This is a genomic window from Mesorhizobium sp. M2A.F.Ca.ET.043.05.1.1 (assembly GCF_003952445.1).
GTDB lineage: Bacteria > Pseudomonadota > Alphaproteobacteria > Rhizobiales > Rhizobiaceae > Mesorhizobium.
On record NZ_CP034446.1, the window covers coordinates 6626703 to 6642670 of the forward strand.

At 59.9% G+C, this 15968-nt stretch carries 18 protein-coding genes and 1 pseudogene; 14 read left to right on the forward strand and 5 right to left on the reverse strand.

The features are described from left to right. Window positions 1-46: 46 nt before the first annotated feature. A pseudogene (locus EJ069_RS32045) lies at window positions 47-645 on the forward strand (plasmid pRiA4b ORF-3 family protein); the annotation flags it as partial. Here EJ069_RS32045 and EJ069_RS32050 read toward each other — a convergent pair. Further along, complete coding sequence (locus tag EJ069_RS32050; protein WP_126064522.1) at window positions 561-1598, reverse strand: dienelactone hydrolase-related enzyme; 1038 nt, start codon at window positions 1596-1598, stop codon at window positions 561-563. The pseudogene EJ069_RS32045 and the gene EJ069_RS32050 sit on opposite strands and share 85 nt — an antisense overlap. Continuing rightward, window positions 1588-3201 (reverse strand): hypothetical protein, encoded by a 1614-nt coding sequence (locus EJ069_RS32055; RefSeq protein WP_126064523.1) that lies wholly within the window; start codon window positions 3199-3201, stop codon window positions 1588-1590. Before EJ069_RS32055 ends, EJ069_RS32050 begins: the two co-directional genes overlap by 11 nt. Before the next feature lie 122 nt (window positions 3202-3323). Between EJ069_RS32055 and EJ069_RS32060 the strand changes: the two genes are divergently transcribed. Continuing rightward, window positions 3324-3668, forward strand: coding sequence for a hypothetical protein (locus EJ069_RS32060; RefSeq protein ID WP_126064524.1), 345 nt, complete (start codon window positions 3324-3326; stop codon window positions 3666-3668). Here EJ069_RS32060 and EJ069_RS32970 read toward each other — a convergent pair. From EJ069_RS32970 to EJ069_RS32070, 3 genes are read right to left on the reverse strand one after another with little or no spacing between them, the layout of a single operon-like run. Beyond that, a complete protein-coding gene (locus EJ069_RS32970) occupies window positions 3665-3829 on the reverse strand; it encodes a hypothetical protein (protein WP_189476087.1) in 165 nt (54 codons plus the stop codon). The genes EJ069_RS32060 and EJ069_RS32970 overlap by 4 nt on opposite strands. Next, a complete protein-coding gene (locus EJ069_RS32065) occupies window positions 3826-4326 on the reverse strand; it encodes a hypothetical protein (RefSeq protein ID WP_082980351.1) in 501 nt (166 codons plus the stop codon). The genes EJ069_RS32970 and EJ069_RS32065 overlap by 4 nt, the downstream gene beginning before the upstream one ends. A gap of 37 nt (window positions 4327-4363) precedes the next feature. Further along, complete coding sequence (locus EJ069_RS32070; protein WP_126064525.1) at window positions 4364-4984, reverse strand: hypothetical protein; 621 nt, start codon at window positions 4982-4984, stop codon at window positions 4364-4366. 88 nt (window positions 4985-5072) lie between these two features. Here EJ069_RS32070 and EJ069_RS32075 point away from each other — a divergent pair, with 88 nt between their 5' ends. From EJ069_RS32075 to virB11, 12 genes are all read left to right on the forward strand, one after another. Then, on the forward strand, window positions 5073-5750 hold the full coding sequence (locus EJ069_RS32075) for a lytic transglycosylase domain-containing protein (protein WP_126064526.1): 678 nt from the start codon (window positions 5073-5075) through the stop codon (window positions 5748-5750). A 17-nt stretch (window positions 5751-5767) separates the two neighbouring features. After that, the gene (locus EJ069_RS32080) at window positions 5768-6082 is read left to right on the forward strand and encodes a TrbC/VirB2 family protein (protein WP_066991230.1); all 315 of its coding nucleotides are present in this window, start codon (window positions 5768-5770) and stop codon (window positions 6080-6082) included. 3 nt (window positions 6083-6085) lie between these two features. Further along, window positions 6086-6379, forward strand: a complete 294-nt coding sequence (locus tag EJ069_RS32085) for a VirB3 family type IV secretion system protein (RefSeq protein ID WP_095488713.1) — start codon at window positions 6086-6088, stop codon at window positions 6377-6379. Then, window positions 6376-8778, forward strand: a complete 2403-nt coding sequence (locus tag EJ069_RS32090; RefSeq protein ID WP_126064527.1) for a VirB4 family type IV secretion system protein — start codon at window positions 6376-6378, stop codon at window positions 8776-8778. The genes EJ069_RS32085 and EJ069_RS32090 overlap by 4 nt, the downstream gene beginning before the upstream one ends. Continuing rightward, window positions 8762-9922 carry a lytic transglycosylase domain-containing protein gene (locus EJ069_RS32095; RefSeq protein ID WP_126064528.1) on the forward strand — a complete coding sequence of 387 codons (1161 nt, stop codon included), beginning with the start codon at window positions 8762-8764 and terminating at the stop codon, window positions 9920-9922. Before EJ069_RS32090 ends, EJ069_RS32095 begins: the two co-directional genes overlap by 17 nt. Before the next feature lie 9 nt (window positions 9923-9931). Continuing rightward, window positions 9932-10666, forward strand: coding sequence for a type IV secretion system protein (locus EJ069_RS32100; RefSeq protein ID WP_126064529.1), 735 nt, complete (start codon window positions 9932-9934; stop codon window positions 10664-10666). Window positions 10667-10878: 212 nt separating this feature from the next. Then, window positions 10879-11880: a type IV secretion system protein gene (locus EJ069_RS32105; protein ID WP_126064530.1), complete on the forward strand. Its 1002-nt coding sequence runs from the start codon at window positions 10879-10881 to the stop codon at window positions 11878-11880. 81 nt (window positions 11881-11961) lie between these two features. Then, window positions 11962-12672 carry a type IV secretion system protein gene (locus tag EJ069_RS32110; RefSeq protein WP_126064531.1) on the forward strand — a complete coding sequence of 237 codons (711 nt, stop codon included), beginning with the start codon at window positions 11962-11964 and terminating at the stop codon, window positions 12670-12672. Beyond that, entirely contained in the window at window positions 12669-13103 is a 435-nt protein-coding gene (locus EJ069_RS32115; protein WP_189476089.1) for a TrbG/VirB9 family P-type conjugative transfer protein, read from the forward strand. Before EJ069_RS32110 ends, EJ069_RS32115 begins: the two co-directional genes overlap by 4 nt. Then, window positions 13048-13467, forward strand: a complete 420-nt coding sequence (locus EJ069_RS32120; protein ID WP_189476092.1) for a TrbG/VirB9 family P-type conjugative transfer protein — start codon at window positions 13048-13050, stop codon at window positions 13465-13467. Before EJ069_RS32115 ends, EJ069_RS32120 begins: the two co-directional genes overlap by 56 nt. Before the next feature lie 81 nt (window positions 13468-13548). Further along, window positions 13549-15072 carry a type IV secretion system protein VirB10 gene (gene virB10, locus EJ069_RS33625; RefSeq protein WP_245456383.1) on the forward strand — a complete coding sequence of 508 codons (1524 nt, stop codon included), beginning with the start codon at window positions 13549-13551 and terminating at the stop codon, window positions 15070-15072. After that, complete coding sequence (gene virB11, locus EJ069_RS32130) at window positions 15014-15958, forward strand: P-type DNA transfer ATPase VirB11 (RefSeq protein ID WP_245456733.1); 945 nt, start codon at window positions 15014-15016, stop codon at window positions 15956-15958. Before virB10 ends, virB11 begins: the two co-directional genes overlap by 59 nt. Window positions 15959-15968 lie beyond the last annotated feature (10 nt).

The window sequence follows — 15968 nt, forward strand, 5'->3', positions numbered from 1 at the left end:
ACCCGCGAAATGTCGTCGCATCCATCGCCAGCCGCACCTTCGAGCTCTGCCGATGGCGCTCAACCTTGCCCAACTCCTCGAGGTGCTCTAGGCCTCCTTTGGTTGGACCGGTAGCCATTTGCACCAGTTCAACATCGGAGGCATCATCTATGGCGCGCCGGAGTTCGACGACGACGGCTTCACCGCCAATCGCATCTTCGAGGCAACCGAGTTACGGATGGTCGTTTTCGTTTTTTTCTACGATCCCGACGAGCAGCCCATCACGATCCTCTATGAGTACGACTTCGGCGACAACTGACGCCATCTGCTCCGTCTGGAACGCCTTCCGCGCGAGGCAGGCGCAATTATCCTCGCTGCATTGCAGCTGGCCGGTTAGGGCCGCCAGAGGACGTCGGCGGCCCGCACGGCTATGCCGAGCTCCTCGAAGCATGGCGCGACAGCGGTCACGAAGAGCATAAGGCCATGCGCCGGTGGGCCGGCCGCAAATTTCATCCCGAAAACTGCGACCTCGATGCCATAAGCAAGGCGATCGCCAAGGCAGTGCGCGCCGCACGAAGAAACTACCGCTTCCGCCGCCAACCCAGGGCAGAGTTGTGCGCACGCGACAGAAACCGATTCAAGCTCAAACCCGCCAGCAAAATGTAAGGCGGCATGGCGAGCGAATAGTGACCACAGTTCAATTCCAAAACAGTCGGCCTGGCTCCAGCGTCCTTGAGCCTCTGCATGAACCTCGCGGAGAGCTCCGGCAACACCACTTTGTCTCTCTTGGCCAACACAACGTGAAGATCGAGATCAGGCCGTGCCAGACTATGTGCGTAATTCTCCAGGTTAAGTGGAGCCCAGGCCCTTCTGAGATCGGTCAGCTCAATCTCGGCCTCAAGGCTATCGCGTATCGATCGTGTCGCGCGGCCCGTCCAGACCATGTCCGCCAGACTCCCCGCCGTCAGATACAACGAGGCTTTTGACACGGCGGCATCGCGCGCAGCAATCAACCCCGCGACCCAGGAACCTAAGCTCATACCAAGAACCGAAATCTCTCTGTAGCCTTCGCTCTTCAACCAACGTATGAGCTTTCGCCCGTCCAATACCCCCTGCCTCATTGACTGGACCGTTCGCCCAAGGTTGGGGCTAAGCATATAGTCGGCGTAGGCGGAGCCGGGACGGCTGCGCTCGAAGTGATAAGGCATGGCAATCTCGACAACGGTGATACCACGCCGCGAGAAAAAACTGGCAATCTGACGGTTCCGCGCGCCGGCATTCCAATGGTGAAAGATCACCATCGCCCGATCGAACGACCCGCTTTCCGTGATTTTCGCCCACACAACATTGTTCGCCGCGATATCAGTCGCAATGTCCGATGGAAATCTTAACCACCCATCTTTCCGGTCGAAACGCTGATCGCTCTCGCTCGGCTCATCGAAAAAGGCCGGATCGGCCACGGCCTGGTCGGCAAGGACACAAAACTCTTCGATGCTTGCAATCTTCCCCGCGCCTGGAAAGGCACGGTCCGCGTCAAGGATGAAATCCGTTGTCTTCTTCCCTTCCTCACCGCGTCGCGCACGCCGCTCATCCCAATGATCAAGCCAGCTATGATACACTGTGATTTTTTCCTAATTCGCTTGCTCGCCATCGCCCAAATGCGGGATCAATGAGACCGTATATCGCGAGCAGCACTCCAACGCCCAGAAGGATCGAAAAGCCAGCAAATGCATCGATCAGCAAGTAGCCAGAAACGAGTAACGCCACGACCGCCGACATCTTCCACAAAGGAACCGGAACCCGACTTCCGCCGCCCAAACGGACGGTCCCATACACAAAAACCACACAGGTCGAAATAACGATAAGAAAGCTGCTGTAATGCGTCGGCATCCTATAGGCGATGCCATCGCTCACGTCGTGGCCGCCATGGAAGGCTGAAGACATATCGCCGACCAACCAAGCCACGACATTTTCTCCACGCGATGTCAGGTAAGCACTCTGAACCTTCATAACTATGCCGATCAGAACCCCCAAAACAGTACAGCGAAAAGTTCCGCGCATCACTCTGAGGCTGGCTTCGTTGAGCTCGTGTTGATAATCCACTTCCGGTCGATTACTCGCTGCTTCTCCAATTCTGCAAAGATCATGGACAACCGTATAGAGCAAAATGAGACCTACGAAGAACAGATAAAAGCAAAGGCACATGTATAAGTAAGCGAGCCCGGTGAATACGACCGCTTCTGGAACCGATATGACCTCGGGGCGCACAATCGCTAACGAGCCCCAATCCGTCGCATAGTCGCCACCACCTTTCATCAACGGGATCAATGACACGCCGATCCACTGAAAAAGACCGGCGAACAGCACACAAATCAAAAAAACCGCCCAATATGAATACGAAGAAGCTTCTACGCTGCGCGCCCAGGCATCGTCGCTTTCCATCTTATTGCCATTCCCCGCAACCTTTGGGCGGCCTTCATCTTTCCAAAAGGTCACTAGCTCGGTCACGAAGGCAAAAAACAGTGGCAAAAATACCATGAAGACGAATGTCCAATTCGCTGTCCAAAGAAACCCCACCTGCTTGACGACGCCATCCGCCCGGCCATACGTCACGCTGTGAATCCCCAGAGTATATGACAAAAACCCAAGAGCGGTGACACCTGCAAACACCGACGCCGGCAAATTCAGAGGAGATCCGTGAGTAAAAAACGCCTCCGATTTCCTCGCCAAACTAAAACGCCGCCTTGGCCCCTTGGCGTCAGTATCCCGTTTTAGCTCTGCCGGAGACGCTGTGTCGTCATCAAAGGTCGCAGCCAGTGCTGTATCTGGAATCTCCCGTGCAATGCTGCTTCCGGCGCTCTTCGATTCTCGTCTCTTGGCCGCTAACCTCGATTGCGCAGCACTCAGTTCCATCTGCCATTCGCTGGTGGCCGCCGGATCACCGCAGCCAAAAACCCTCGCCAGCCAACGAATGTTGGCAGCGCTAATACCCTTGTCGTTCTCTTGAAACCAAAGCTGCACTGTTCGCAGATCGACCCCGATCCGGTTGGAATCAATTTGTGAAATTGCCTCTGCAAGAAGCTCGGGCGTCCATGGGCCTGCAGGAAATCCATCCTTGCCCAACGGCCGACCCGCACCCGCAGCCGCTAACCGTTTGAATATTTCCTTGAAATCACTCCCATCTCTCGGTGGCGGGAGAAATAACTTTTCATTCTTAAACAACGACTTGCAGGCTCTGATTTCGCTTCGTTTCGTATCCTATCGTGCCATCGTTCCTGATCAACGTATTTCTCAACTCGATGCAACGGGCGAGGGGCGGGCCGCGAATTACTCGGAGCAGGACAATGGCTGTTGAACTGGCATGCAGCAACGGAGAGGCGCAAAAGGCGGAAGGAGTCGTGGGTCTGATCGCGGCGCACCGCCGCGCCATTTCAGCGCTGGAGTGTCTCGGGAAACGTTTGATGCACGCCGGAGAGGCCGAGGCGGCGCTGATCGGTCCGCGGCTTGACGCTGCCATGAAGACCGAGACGGTTGTTCGACGGCAGGCAGCGATGGCGCCGGTGGCTAATGTCGGCGAGCTGAAAATCAAAGCCGCATATTTTAAGCGGCTCATCAACAACGGTTGGTGCGACGTGGATGCGGACGACCTGCAGGAACTGCTGCGGTCATTTGCCGAGTTGCCGATCTAAGAAAAGAGAGCGGAAATCCACGACATGAGCTCGTGCCATGCGGCATAGGTCAGCGCCGGCACCGCGATGATGGCGATGAATGCGAGCGCCCCGGCTATGGCACCGTGCGTGCGGCCCTCGACCGGGTAGTAATAACGGCTCGATTCATCTTCGTGGTTCATTGCTTGCGCTCCCCTGCCCGTCTCAGCAGAAGTTCAATGGGATGTTGAAACTTCGTCGCCCAGAGACCATCAGCTTTCATCTTCGCGTTGAGCTCAGCCACCAGATAGGTGGCGCTGACCGCCTTGCCTTTCGCATCAGTAGCGGCGAAGGCGTAGCCGGCCGCGATGAGCGCGGTGCCGAGGTCGACCGTATCGCCGTCGAGTTTCGCGCCACATACCACAAACGTGGCTTTGTCGAGCGCCAAGGCGATCGGCTGGCAGGTCACGGCCGCCGTCGAAAACAAGGCGGCCAGGTGCGCGAGCGAGACGTTGCCGCAATCGAGCTCTTTGCCATTGGCATCCGCGGCGATCGTGCCCCGCAAGCATGATTGCACGCCATAAAGCCGGTAGAGCTTGCCATCGTCGCGCCACGTATCTCCGGTCAGCAGCTCGACGCTTTTCGACACCAGGAAGGGCGCGGCTGTCGCGCTTCTTGGCTCGACGCCTGCGGCGCTCACGGCGTGGGCGGTCGCGAGTGAGATAAGCGCTGCGAGGCTAGTTCGCTTCATCGGTCTGGAACTGTTTGCCGAGATCTAAGGCATGTTCGAGATCCGGCCGCAGGGACTTGCCGTCCTTGTTGCGGCCGATCGCAGCCATCTCGAAGAAAACCATGGAATCGTCGTCATAGGAGACCGAATAAGGATCGTTGGTATTGCCAGCTCCGACGAGGGCAAAACACGAAACCGCGTCCGGCACCCCGGATTGGCTTTTCAGGACCAGCGTCTTGCACAACACGACGGAGGCGCGGGTGTTATAGACAGCCTCGTCATAGTCCCGCACGGCCTTCGTGCAATCCCATTTCTCAGCCTTGTAGGTAATCTTGGGTTTCGGGCAGGCCGCGAGCCCACGCAGCCTGTAGATGACGCCGTTGATGACGCGTTCAGTGGCGGACCTGATGTCCACCGGCTTTGCCAGCGGTATCACCTCGCGTTGAAAAAGGCCTCCGCGTGCGTCGTAGCGCTCGTAGACGAAGGTCTTTTCGCCAGGCTTTGCGAACTTCTGCAGATACGCGGTCGAGGGCTGCTCGAACGGATGCGGCTCGTTGGCGCCCAGATCGGCGGCGCCTACGACGGTGCTGTGGAACAACAATGCCGCGAGGAAGAAGAACTGCTTCATCGGAAAATTGGCCTCGATCCTGCTTCTCGTATTGACACTTTACTTTGGCACCATGTACCCATAGTAAAGTGTCAACCTTGGTGGCGCAATGAAAAACCGGATCGCCCTTGCGCTTTCTCTCTCAGCCGTCATGGCGCCATTAGGCGCCCATGCGGACAACACGAGTTCGACGCGCATCGCGGTGGCATTTGCTCTGCCTGCCCGCCCGGCGGTTTCGACCCGTTCGGCCGCTGAGAACGGTTTGCCGATCGGTGGCGGGTGTGCGCCGACGGATCGCGGGCGGGCCGCGGCCTTGGTGCGCCAAATTGCTGAGGAAGAGGGCTTCGATCCCGACCTGACCGAAGCGGTTGCCTGGGCGGAAAGCGACATGGGCGGCAATCAAGGGCCGTCCCGCGCGGGCGCGCTCGGCATCATGCAGCTCATGCCGGCGACAGCGTCCCGTCTCGGTGTGACTGACAGGTGTGACGCGAATGCCAATATCCGTGCCGGCGTCCGCTATCTGAAAGCGCTTTATGATGAGTTCCATGATCCGCTTTTGATGTTGGCGGCCTACAATGCAGGCGAGCAGAACGTCTACAAGGCCAAAGGCATCCCGGTGAACGACGAGACCACGAAATACGTGGTCAAGGTGCTCAATCGCTGGAAGCTCGGCAAGCTGATCAAGGCTCCCCTTCCCAACCCTGTTGACGATCATCGCGCAGCCGCGACCGACGCGGTCGATGGCGTCGCCTGGCAAGATGGTCACGTCATGGATTTTGGCAACTGAATAGGAGTGAGACGAGGATGGATTATAAAAAGGCGGGCAAGTTCGCCCTGCAGTTTGTGGCCGCCGCGGCGATCGGCATGGCGCTGGCGCCGGCGAGCGCATACGCGCAGTCAGCTGCCCCGGTCGAGGGCGTGCTGGAATGGTTCGTCGGTGTGCTGCAGGGCAGCATTGCCCGATCTTTCGGGATCATAGCGGTTTGCTTTCTCGGCTTCCTCGCCATGACCGGCAGACTGGTGTGGATGATGGCGCTTTCGATCATCATCGGCATCGCTCTGGTGTTTGGCGCCGCAGCCCTGGTCGATTCCATCCGGTCTACCGCTGGAGGCGCGTGACCGATGGAGGATGAAGAGGTCTATGTCGAGCCGGTCAGCCTGCCTCTGACGCGCCCGCCGATGAAATGGGGTGTGCGCTACGAGGTGTTCGCGCTTAACGGCATGGCTGCCGTCATCGGATTCATCGCGACCAGCAGCTTCACGCTTGGCCTCGGCCTATTCAGCGCGACCCATCTGATCAGCGCCTATCTGTGCCAGCGCGACCCATACATCTTCCACATCGTCGAACGTCGACTGTCGAAGCGGGACGCGGTCGCAAACTCAGGCTTCTGGGGCGCGAGGAGCTATTCGCCGTGAGCCTGAACGCCGACCTGAAATTCGCCAAAGCGCGCAGACGGGAAAAGCCTGTCGAGGCGCATGTCCCCTATTTGCGCCATGTCGACGATAATTTGGTCGTCACCAAAAGCGGCTTTCTCCTCGGCGTCATTCAGCTTGGCGGCCTGCCCTTCCAGACAATGGACCAGGCAGAGCTCAACAACCGCCTGTTCAATCGCAACACGACATTCCGCAACCTCTCCACGTCCCGTTTTGCCGCCTATGCGACCATCATCCGGCGTCACATCACGCCCGAGATCGAAGGGGATTTCGACAACCCTTTCGTGGCGGAACTCGATGCCCGCTACATGGACGAGCTGGGCTCGAAGAACCTGTTCGTCAACGAGGCCTTTTTGACGCTGATCCGCCGCCCGATGGTCGGGCGTATCGGCTGGGTCGACAGGGCGCTCAATGCGTTCCGCATCAGCACGGCGGGCGAAGAGACACGTGAAGAGGCCATGGCCGAACTGCACGATGTGCTCAATGGCGTCGTGAAGGACTTTTCGGCCTACAGGGCGCGACTTTTGGGCGTGGTGACACGGCGCGACAGCCTGTTTTCCGAACCTGCCGAATTCATCGCCAAGATCCTTGCCGGCGGCGCGGATGTCGAAATGCCGCTGCCGCGCATGAGCTTGGCGAGCGCCTGTGCGACCCGGCAAATCTTCTTCGGCAAATCCGCGCTGGAGATCACGGGAGCGCAGACAAGCAAGATCGGCGCCATGGTGTCGATCAAGGAATACCCGCCCTTCACCGCACCCGGGTCGCTTGATGGCCTGTTGCGGTTACCGCATGAATTCATCCTGACGCAGTCCTTCGCGATTGAAGATCGCGTGACGGCCATGCGCCGCATCAACACGATCTCGAACCAGGTCAGCGGTTCGGATGAGGCCGGGACCACGGTCGAGGATTCCGTGCACGCCGGCGCTGACAAGCTCGCCGGTGGCGAGGTCGTTTTCGGGCAGCACCACATGACGGTGATGGCGCTCGCTGCCGACGTCCAAGCGCTAAACCGCTCCCTGTCCGACATCACGGCCGAACTGTCGCGCATGTCGATCGTGCCGGTGCGGGAAACGCTCAACACCGAACTAGCGTTTTGGGCACAGCTGCCCGGCAATTTCAGCTACATCGCGCGCCGCGCCCTGATCTCGTCGCTGAACTTTGCTGGGCTGTTCTCGGGTCACAATTTTCCCTCGGGCCAGCGTGAGGGACTGCACTGGAAGCGGCCGATCGCGCTCCTCGAGACGACCAGCCAGACCGCCTATTATTTCAACTTTCATGTCCACGACGTCGGCCATTTCACCGTTTTCGGCCCGACCGGTTCGGGCAAGACGGTGGTGCTGTCATTCCTGATGGCGCAGGCGATGCGCATTTCGCCGCGACCCCGATGCGTCTATTTCGACTATATGCGCGGCGCCGAACTCTTCATTCGCGCGCTCGGCGGCCGCTACGAGGTCATGGAGCCGATGCAGGCCACCGGCTTCGCGCCGCTGCAGCTGGAAGACACGGCAGAAAACCGCACGTTTCTGGAAGGGCTGCTACGCTACTTGCTCACCCCTGACGACGCTTCGCTCGACGTAGTGGAGATGCGCGTGATCAACACGGCCGTCGACAAGGTCTACAAGATCCCGCGCCAACAGCGCACGTTCGAGTTGCTGCCAGAGGTGCTGCGCGGCTCGCTGACCCCCGGAATGAACGACCTTTCGGCTCGAATTGAACCGTGGCTGAACCCTGACGACAAGGGCTGGCTTTTCAACAACCCTGTCGATCTCGTCGATTTCTCGAAGCCGGTGGTCGGGTTCGACATGACGAAGATCCTGGCCGACAAGAAATTGCGCTCGGCCGCTCTGCTTTACATCTTCCATCGGCTCGAAGAGATCATCGACGGCACACCGCTTCTGATGTTCCTCGACGAAGGCTGGAAGCTGCTCGATGACGACGTGTTTGCCGCCTTCATTAACGAGACCCTGAAAACAATCCGCCGGCGCAACGGTGTCGTCGGCTTTGGCACCCAGACTGCCGAGGATGTGGTGAACTCGTCGATCTCGTCCTCGCTGATCGAGCAGACGAAAACCAACATCTTCTTCCCCAATCCGAAGGCGAGCAAAGATTCCTACATGGCGCGCTTTTCGCTGACGGCGAAGGAGTTCGAGTTCGTGCGCCGTACGCCCAAGGAAACGCGCACGTTCCTGGTCAAGCACGACAGCGATTCCGTCGTGGCCAAGCTCGACCTCTCGGCCATGCCCGACCTCGTCAAGGTGCTGTCGACCAACGAAGCCAGCATCAAGGAATGCGAACGGCTGCGCGAGATTTACGGGCAAGAGCCGGAAGCGTGGCTGCCATACCTTTGTGGATGGGAGAGCGAGCATGAAGAAGCGGCTTAGCAGCGCGATCGCCGCTGCCGCGATCATACCTGGGCAGATGGCGGCTCTCCCGGCGCTGGCCCAGATCGCCGTGATCGACAATTCCAATCTGGATCAGCGCGCGCAGGACGAAGAGCACAGCACGAAGTCGGAGGAAAACAAATCCGACGAGAAGGAGAAGAAAAAGAGCCTCGTTTGCACCTATACGAACAAATACAGATCGCAAATGTTCAGCCGCTCCCCTGGCGAGGCGCTGAGCCGCGACGCCGAGAACGCAAGGCTCATCCGCTACTATGCGCAAAAATATGGCGTTCCGGAGGGCCTGGCGCTGTCGGTCGCCTACCAGGAATCGCGCTTGGACAGCTGCGCCGGTTCGCACACCGGCGTCAAGGGCGTGATGCAACTGACGAAGGGAACGGGCAGGCAACTCGGCTTCGATCGCGACATCAACGAGCAAAACATCGAGGGCGGCGTCAAATATCTCGGCAAAGGCGTCGCGCAGTGTGGCGCCAGCAACTACAGCTGCCTGGCGAGTTTCTATAACGGCTCGAACGCCGCCGAACAGGCTGGGTGGGCCTCGGGCGTCGGCCGATGGCATGGCTATTTTGACAATTACGTCTCCAGCGGAGAGGCGCCGGCGGCGTCTCCGCCAGCGATCAGCATCGTGACATCAAGCGGACCGGGCGGGTCTGCCCAAAGCGACGCCCTCGATTCCGTCTCCAAAGCCGCGGCCGACCTCGACGGAAGCTCCGCACAGATGACGGCCAATTCCTCGCGGATCGACGCGCTTGCCGGCGGCGTCGGACATGTTGGCGAATACAAGGACGCCTGGGAGCTCAACTCGTCCGCTCGAACTCTCAATGCCGATGTGACCGGCCAATATATCGGTCAGGCCTCGGACTTCACCGCCCTGCTCGGTCAGTTTCTTTCGTTGAACAACGTCGGAGCCTCGCAGACCGCGCGGACCATCACGCCGCCGCAAGGTGGATCCCCAAATCCATTTTCATGCGACCCGGCCGAGCTTGAACGCCTGCGGATTGATCGAAGCCAATGGCTACCCTGTGCGGGCCGGAGCGCCGAGAGCGTTTCGGGGAACGCGCAGTCGGTGCAGATCAACGTAGATCCAACCGGCGCGGCCCGCGCAATCGAAGCAATTCAGGAATAGGAGGCTGACGTGAGAAAAATCGCTTTCGCGGCATGTGTAACACTTCTGTCCAGCGTCGCTCATGCGCAGATCGCCGTCATCGACAATGCGAATTTGGACATTGCCCGCCAGAACGCTGACAACACCAATTCGATCATGGGCACCAACAAGGACATCCTCGAGAAGAGCAATCAGATTCTGCAAGCCCTGACAGGAAGCCGCAACGGCTCTCTCGGCATCGGCCAGATGGGCCTCGGCGGCAACATGTCGATTGCGCAAGCGCCGAGCTTCGGATCGATCTTGAATGGCGGCGCCCTCTCTTTCGGCGGGCTGTCGCCTGAAATCCAGAAGATCGCCGGAGCGGTCATCAACGGCCTGCAGCTGGTCAAACAGCTCCAGCAGATTACCGGCCACGGCAGCAGTGCCGTCAACACAGCCTATAGCGGCAGCGTCAACGTCGCCTCGCTGTTGAGCGCCCTCACCTCGCAGGCCTCGCAAGGCGTCGCGCAACGCGAGCAGTCGTTGCAGTCGGCCAGCGGCCAGATCGGACAGTCCGAGGACGTCAAGGGATCGGTCGATCAGAACACGCGCATGCAGCTCGAGAACGCACGCGCGGTCAACGAGCTCATCGTCGTCCAGAACGGTGCCGTCGCCGCGCTCAACGAGGAAATGAAGACCCGGCTGTTGCGCCAAAGCCAGGTGCAAAAGCTGATGACGCCGGCGCAAGTCAATCCGTTCGAAAATTTCGGCACAAGCGGGAACTGATCGTTGAGGTGCCGAGCGAAACGGATGCCAGCCTGGTGGCGGCGGGTCGGCGTGATCGCCGCAACGGTCGCTAGCGTCATGCTAGGCGGCTGCGCCGGGCCAGGTCGCGAACTCAAGGCCCCGTGCGCGCCGCTGGCTTATGCCGGCGATACGGGCTGCGGACCCCTGAAGCCGGTCAACGCACCGCCCTTCGATCGTGTTGTCGAGGCTGGATGAACGGTCTGGCGACAAGCATTCTGGGAGGCATCGACGACGTCGGACGGGGCTTTGTCTCCAGCGTCTACCTGCAGCTCGGCTATGCGCTGGGGAATGTCTACGCGCTCATGCTCACCCTCTATATCATCTGGTGGGGCTACTCGATCCTCAGCGGCCGCGAGGCGATCTCTCCGATCGAGTCGGCATACCGTCTCGGCCGTGCGGTGGTCATCTATCTGCTGCTGAATGGATGGGGGACGTTCTCCGAGACGATCTACAAGCTCGTGCAAGCCGTGCCGAGCGAAATCGGCAAGATCATCGTCGGGGCCGTCTCGCGCGCCACTGGAAACCAGCTCTCGGATCAAGATGCGATCCCAGCCCTGATCGACAATCTCTACCGCGGCGCCCAGGACGTTGCCAATCAGGTCTACAGCGGCACTTTCTACGACATATTCGGCGCGCTGCTTTCCACCATCGTCCTTCTGGCCGCCATCATCTTTTCGGCGCTTGCGATCGCGGCAATCATCGCGGCCAAGATCATGCTTTTCATCACTTTGGCGCTCGCGCCGGTCTGGATTGTGCTTTGGCTCTACCGGTGGTCAACCCGGATGAGCGAGGGATTCATTTCGCTCACCACCTATCTGATCATCCAGCAAATCCTCATCTACAGCTTCCTGGGCTTTTATTTTTCGCTGGTCAATCTTGCCTTGAACACTGCCACCTCGGGAGGCGCCAGCGTCGACAACAAGATGTCGATGGTCCTGCCGCTCGTCCTGGTCACGATCATCGGCATCTATGTGCTGATGCAGATCCCGGCAATCGCCTCGATCCTGAACGGCGGCGGGTATCTGAGCACAGTCGGCGCATACCGCTCCTATGGCAATGTGCCCGGCAATGTCGCGCGTAGCACGCGGATTGTCGCCAACCGGTGGCAGCGGCTGAGATCATCCCGCACCAGCGAGGCGGCTCGATCATCCATTCAGCAAGCGGCGCGCGATAACGCGAGGCCGTTGGCCTAGAAGCGCAAACATCCGCCTGAGAAGTGTTGCTTGAGGGCCGCAGTGGGAGCTTGGACGTGAGGCTAAAGTAAAGTGACAAAAATGCAGGCAAGCATCCCCGCCGAGATCGGTAAACTCGTTGACCAGCGCTACTATCAGGCCGGCGCAACATGGGAGGACGACACACACCGGTCTCTCAGACGTTCGCGCACGCTGGCGTGGCTTGTCAGCGGCGTCGCGAGTGTGGTTGCGGGCCTGTCATTGCTGACGCTCGTGCTCATCCTTCCGCTCAAGCAATTCGAGCCCTATGTCATCGAGGTCGACAAGACGACCGGATATCTCGAAGTTGCGCGCGCGCTGAAACCCGGCGATCTGTCGCAGAATGAGGCGGTCACGGCCGCCAATCTCGTTCGCTATATTCGCGCCCGCGAAACCTATGACGCGCGCGAGATCAAGCAGAACTACGATCTGGCGCAGCTTTATTCGACGGGAACGGCGTCCAAGGATTTGACTTGGGCTTACACGCCGTCCAACGCGCAGTCGCTCGACAAGGTCTACGGGCGCAACGTCACCATTTCCGTCGACGTCAAGTCGGTTTCCCTGCTCAACAACACGACCGCGTCGGTGCGGTTTTCGACCACGACGCGTCGCGAGAATTCCTCCACGACCGACAATTGGGTGGCCGTGGTGAAATTCCGTTACACGACGACGCCGATCAAAAACGAATGGCGTTTCGACAATCCGCTTGGCTTCCAGGTGATCGAATACCGTCGCGATCAGGAGTCCGCGCCGACGGCAGGGAGCGCGCAATGAAGATCCATCTTAGGGCTGCTCTCTCCCTGCTGATTTTGCTTGGCTCGGCCAGCTCAGCTGCCGCCCGGGATTATCGTATCCGATACGTGCCCTTCGACAACGACAATGTGACCACGGTCAACGCCGCGCTCGGCGTCTCCACGATGATTGAGCTCAGCCCGTCGGAAGTCATCGAAACCGTTTCGGCCGGCGACACCAAAGGCTGGTCGATCGTGCCGAAACGCGGCTCACGGTTTCTTTTCATCAAGCCGCTCGAACGGGACGCCTGGACGAACGTCAACGTCATCACGGACCGGCGCGTCTATTCGCTGTTGCTCAAAGCCACCGACAGCGATCGCGATCGTGCATCCTTTCAGGTCCGGTTCAAGTATGCGGATGAGGATCAAAACGCGACTGCTTTCCCAGGCCCAGCAAAGTGCTGCCGATCCTGACCTCAAGAACCTCAACTATGCCGATCTCAACTACAATTACGTCTATGCCGGCGATGATGGCCTGAAGCCGCGCGTTGCTTTCGACGACGGCACCAAGATGTTCCTGGAGTTCACCGGCGACATTCCGGCCATCTTCCTGGTCGACGAAAAAGGTCAGGAATCGCTGGTCAATCAGCGCACCCAGGGAAAATACACGATCGTTGATAAGATCGGCCGGCAATTTACGCTGAGAGCCGACGGCAAAACGCTCTGCCTCTACAATCGAGCCCGGCCGTCCAAGGCGGATCCCGTCTCCGCCGTCTACGGGCCGAAGAAGCTCGCGAGGCCCGACCCCTTCACTTCCCCGACCGCGAGGGGACGATAAATGAGCAACATCGACTATAACGAGCTCGATGGCGGGCCGACCGTCGCCAGGCGCTATGCCGGCGTGGGCAGAAAAGCCGCCATGGTCGCCGCAGCGCTGATTGTTGCGATCGCGCTGATCTGGATCAATTGGCCCCGCGAGCCGCGTTCTCGCGATGCCGCCTCGGACGCGAGCGACAATTTCAACCCACCTGAATTTCACCCGCCGGCGCTGGCCGAGACGCCACAAGCGGCCGACAAGACTATCGACCAGATCGTCGTTCCGCCGCCCGCGGAAGGGGAAGCAAGCAAGCAACAGGCCGACAATGTCGACCAGACGGTTGAGCAGGGCGCCGATCTCGATGCGCAGCGGCGCGCGATCGAAGCCCAACTGGCGGCCGAGCAGGCGCGCCGCAAAGCCGAAGAAGAAGAGGCCCGCCGCAAGCAAGCCGCCGACGAGGAGGCGCGCCGAAAGGCCGAGGAAGCTGAGCGCCAAAAGGCAATGTGGGAGCGCCTGCGGTCGAACCAGATGATCACCAGTGAGCAAGCAAACCCGGCCGCCGGGCACGATCAGCCGGCCCAGGCGCAGATCGCCGCCGACGGTCAGCTTGTTCCAGTGCCGGGCGCCGACAACGATCCGAACAAGGCTTTCCTCGCGCAATCGGAAACCCATTCGAACGCGATGGCGAAGGCGCGGGTTTTCCGCCGCACCGACGCTTTGATCCCGGAAGGCACGATGATCCGCGGATTTCTGGAAACCGCCATCAACACCGATCTGCCCGGTATGGTTCGCGCGGTGGCGCGCGAGGACGTCTATTCGCTCGACGGCCGCCGCATTCTGATCCCAAAAGGCTCTCGGCTCACCGGCGAGTATCGTTCCGGGATCGCGCGCGGGCAAAAGCGTGTGTTCATCGTCTGGAACCGCGTCATACGTTCCGACGGCATGTCGGTCGACATCGCCTCGCCTGGCGCTGACCGTCTCGGGCGGGGCGGTCTCGGCGGCCGCGTCGATACGCATTGGCTCGAACGCTACGGCAATGCGATCATGCTTTCGGTCGTGGGCGGCGTTTCGGAATATCTATCCTCACTCGCCGACAATGGCAGCAACAGCCAGCAACAACAGGTGACAACCGTCGACCCCGTCACAGGGCAGACGGTCACCACCACCTATGGCGGCTCGGGTTCACCACGCGATGCCCGCGGCATCGCCTTCGAAAAATCCTCGACGGCGCTGCAGCAGCTGGCGCAAGAGGCGTTCCGCGACACACAAAACATCCCGCCGACCATCTACGTTGACCAGGGCACGCCGATCATCGTCTTCGTGCGCCGGGATCTGGATTTCTCCGAGCTCTATGCGGATCCGGTAGAAGAGGAACTGGCGCGACTGAAGCGCGGCGGAAAGCCGGCAAGAGCGCTCGATCCGACGCCGCTCTTCATGACGCCGAAGGCTGACACTGATCCCATTATCCAGGCTACGGGACTCCGGCCCGATGAAGGTGCAGCCTGTTCCGAACCCCTGGGCGCGCGCACCGGTGCTGCGCGCCGAACTGGAACCGATCTGGCCCTACATGGAGGAGGAAGCGGTTTCCGAAATCGCCATCAACCGACCCGGCGAAGTTTTCATTGAGCGCCTGGGTGCAAAGGAGATGGAGTACGTCCTCAAACGCGAGCTCACCAGAAACTGGATCCGCTCGGTCTCGGTTGGCGTCGCTTCGGCCACCAACCAGGTCGTCAACGAAGTCACCCCGGTCTTGTCGGCCGCTCTCCCCTCAGGCGAGCGGTTTCAATGCGTGCTGCCGCCGGCCGCACCCGATGGCGGTGCGATCTCCATCCGCAAGCAGGTCATCATGAACATGACCCTTGGCGACTACGCCAAGATGGGCGCCTTCGAACAGACCGAGATGGGCAGCGGCCTGGTGCTCTCGGCCGAAGAAAAGCAGCTCGCCGAGATGCTGCATGACACCTCGCCGTTGGAATTTCTGCAATATGCGGTTCGCAATCGGATTTCCCTCATTGTCTCCGGCGGCACGTCGACCGGCAAGACAACCTTCCTCAATGCGTTGTTGAAAATCATCCCCTCTCATGAGCGCATCATAACCATCGAGGATACGCGCGAACTCAAGCCGGCGACTGGCAACACCGTGACGCTGCTTGCCTCGAAAGGTGACCAGGGCCTTGCCAGGGTTACGCCGCAACAGCTGCTCGAGGCGTCATTGCGCATGCGGCCCGACCGGTTGCTGCTCGGCGAGTTACGCGGTGCCGAGACATTTTCCTTCCTGCAAGCCATCAACACTGGTCATCCGGGTTCGCTGACAACCGTTCACGCCAATTCGGCCCGTTCGGCCTATGAGCGCCTGGCCCTCATGGTCATGCAAGGAAATGTCGGGCTCTCTCGCAGCGAGATCCTCGACTATTTGCGCGAGGTGATCCCGGTCGTCGTGCAGATGGTGCGCGGCGAAGGCGGAAGCCGATCGATCAGCGAAATCAAGTTCACGAAGGCCGAGACGATCTGACAGGGGCGCA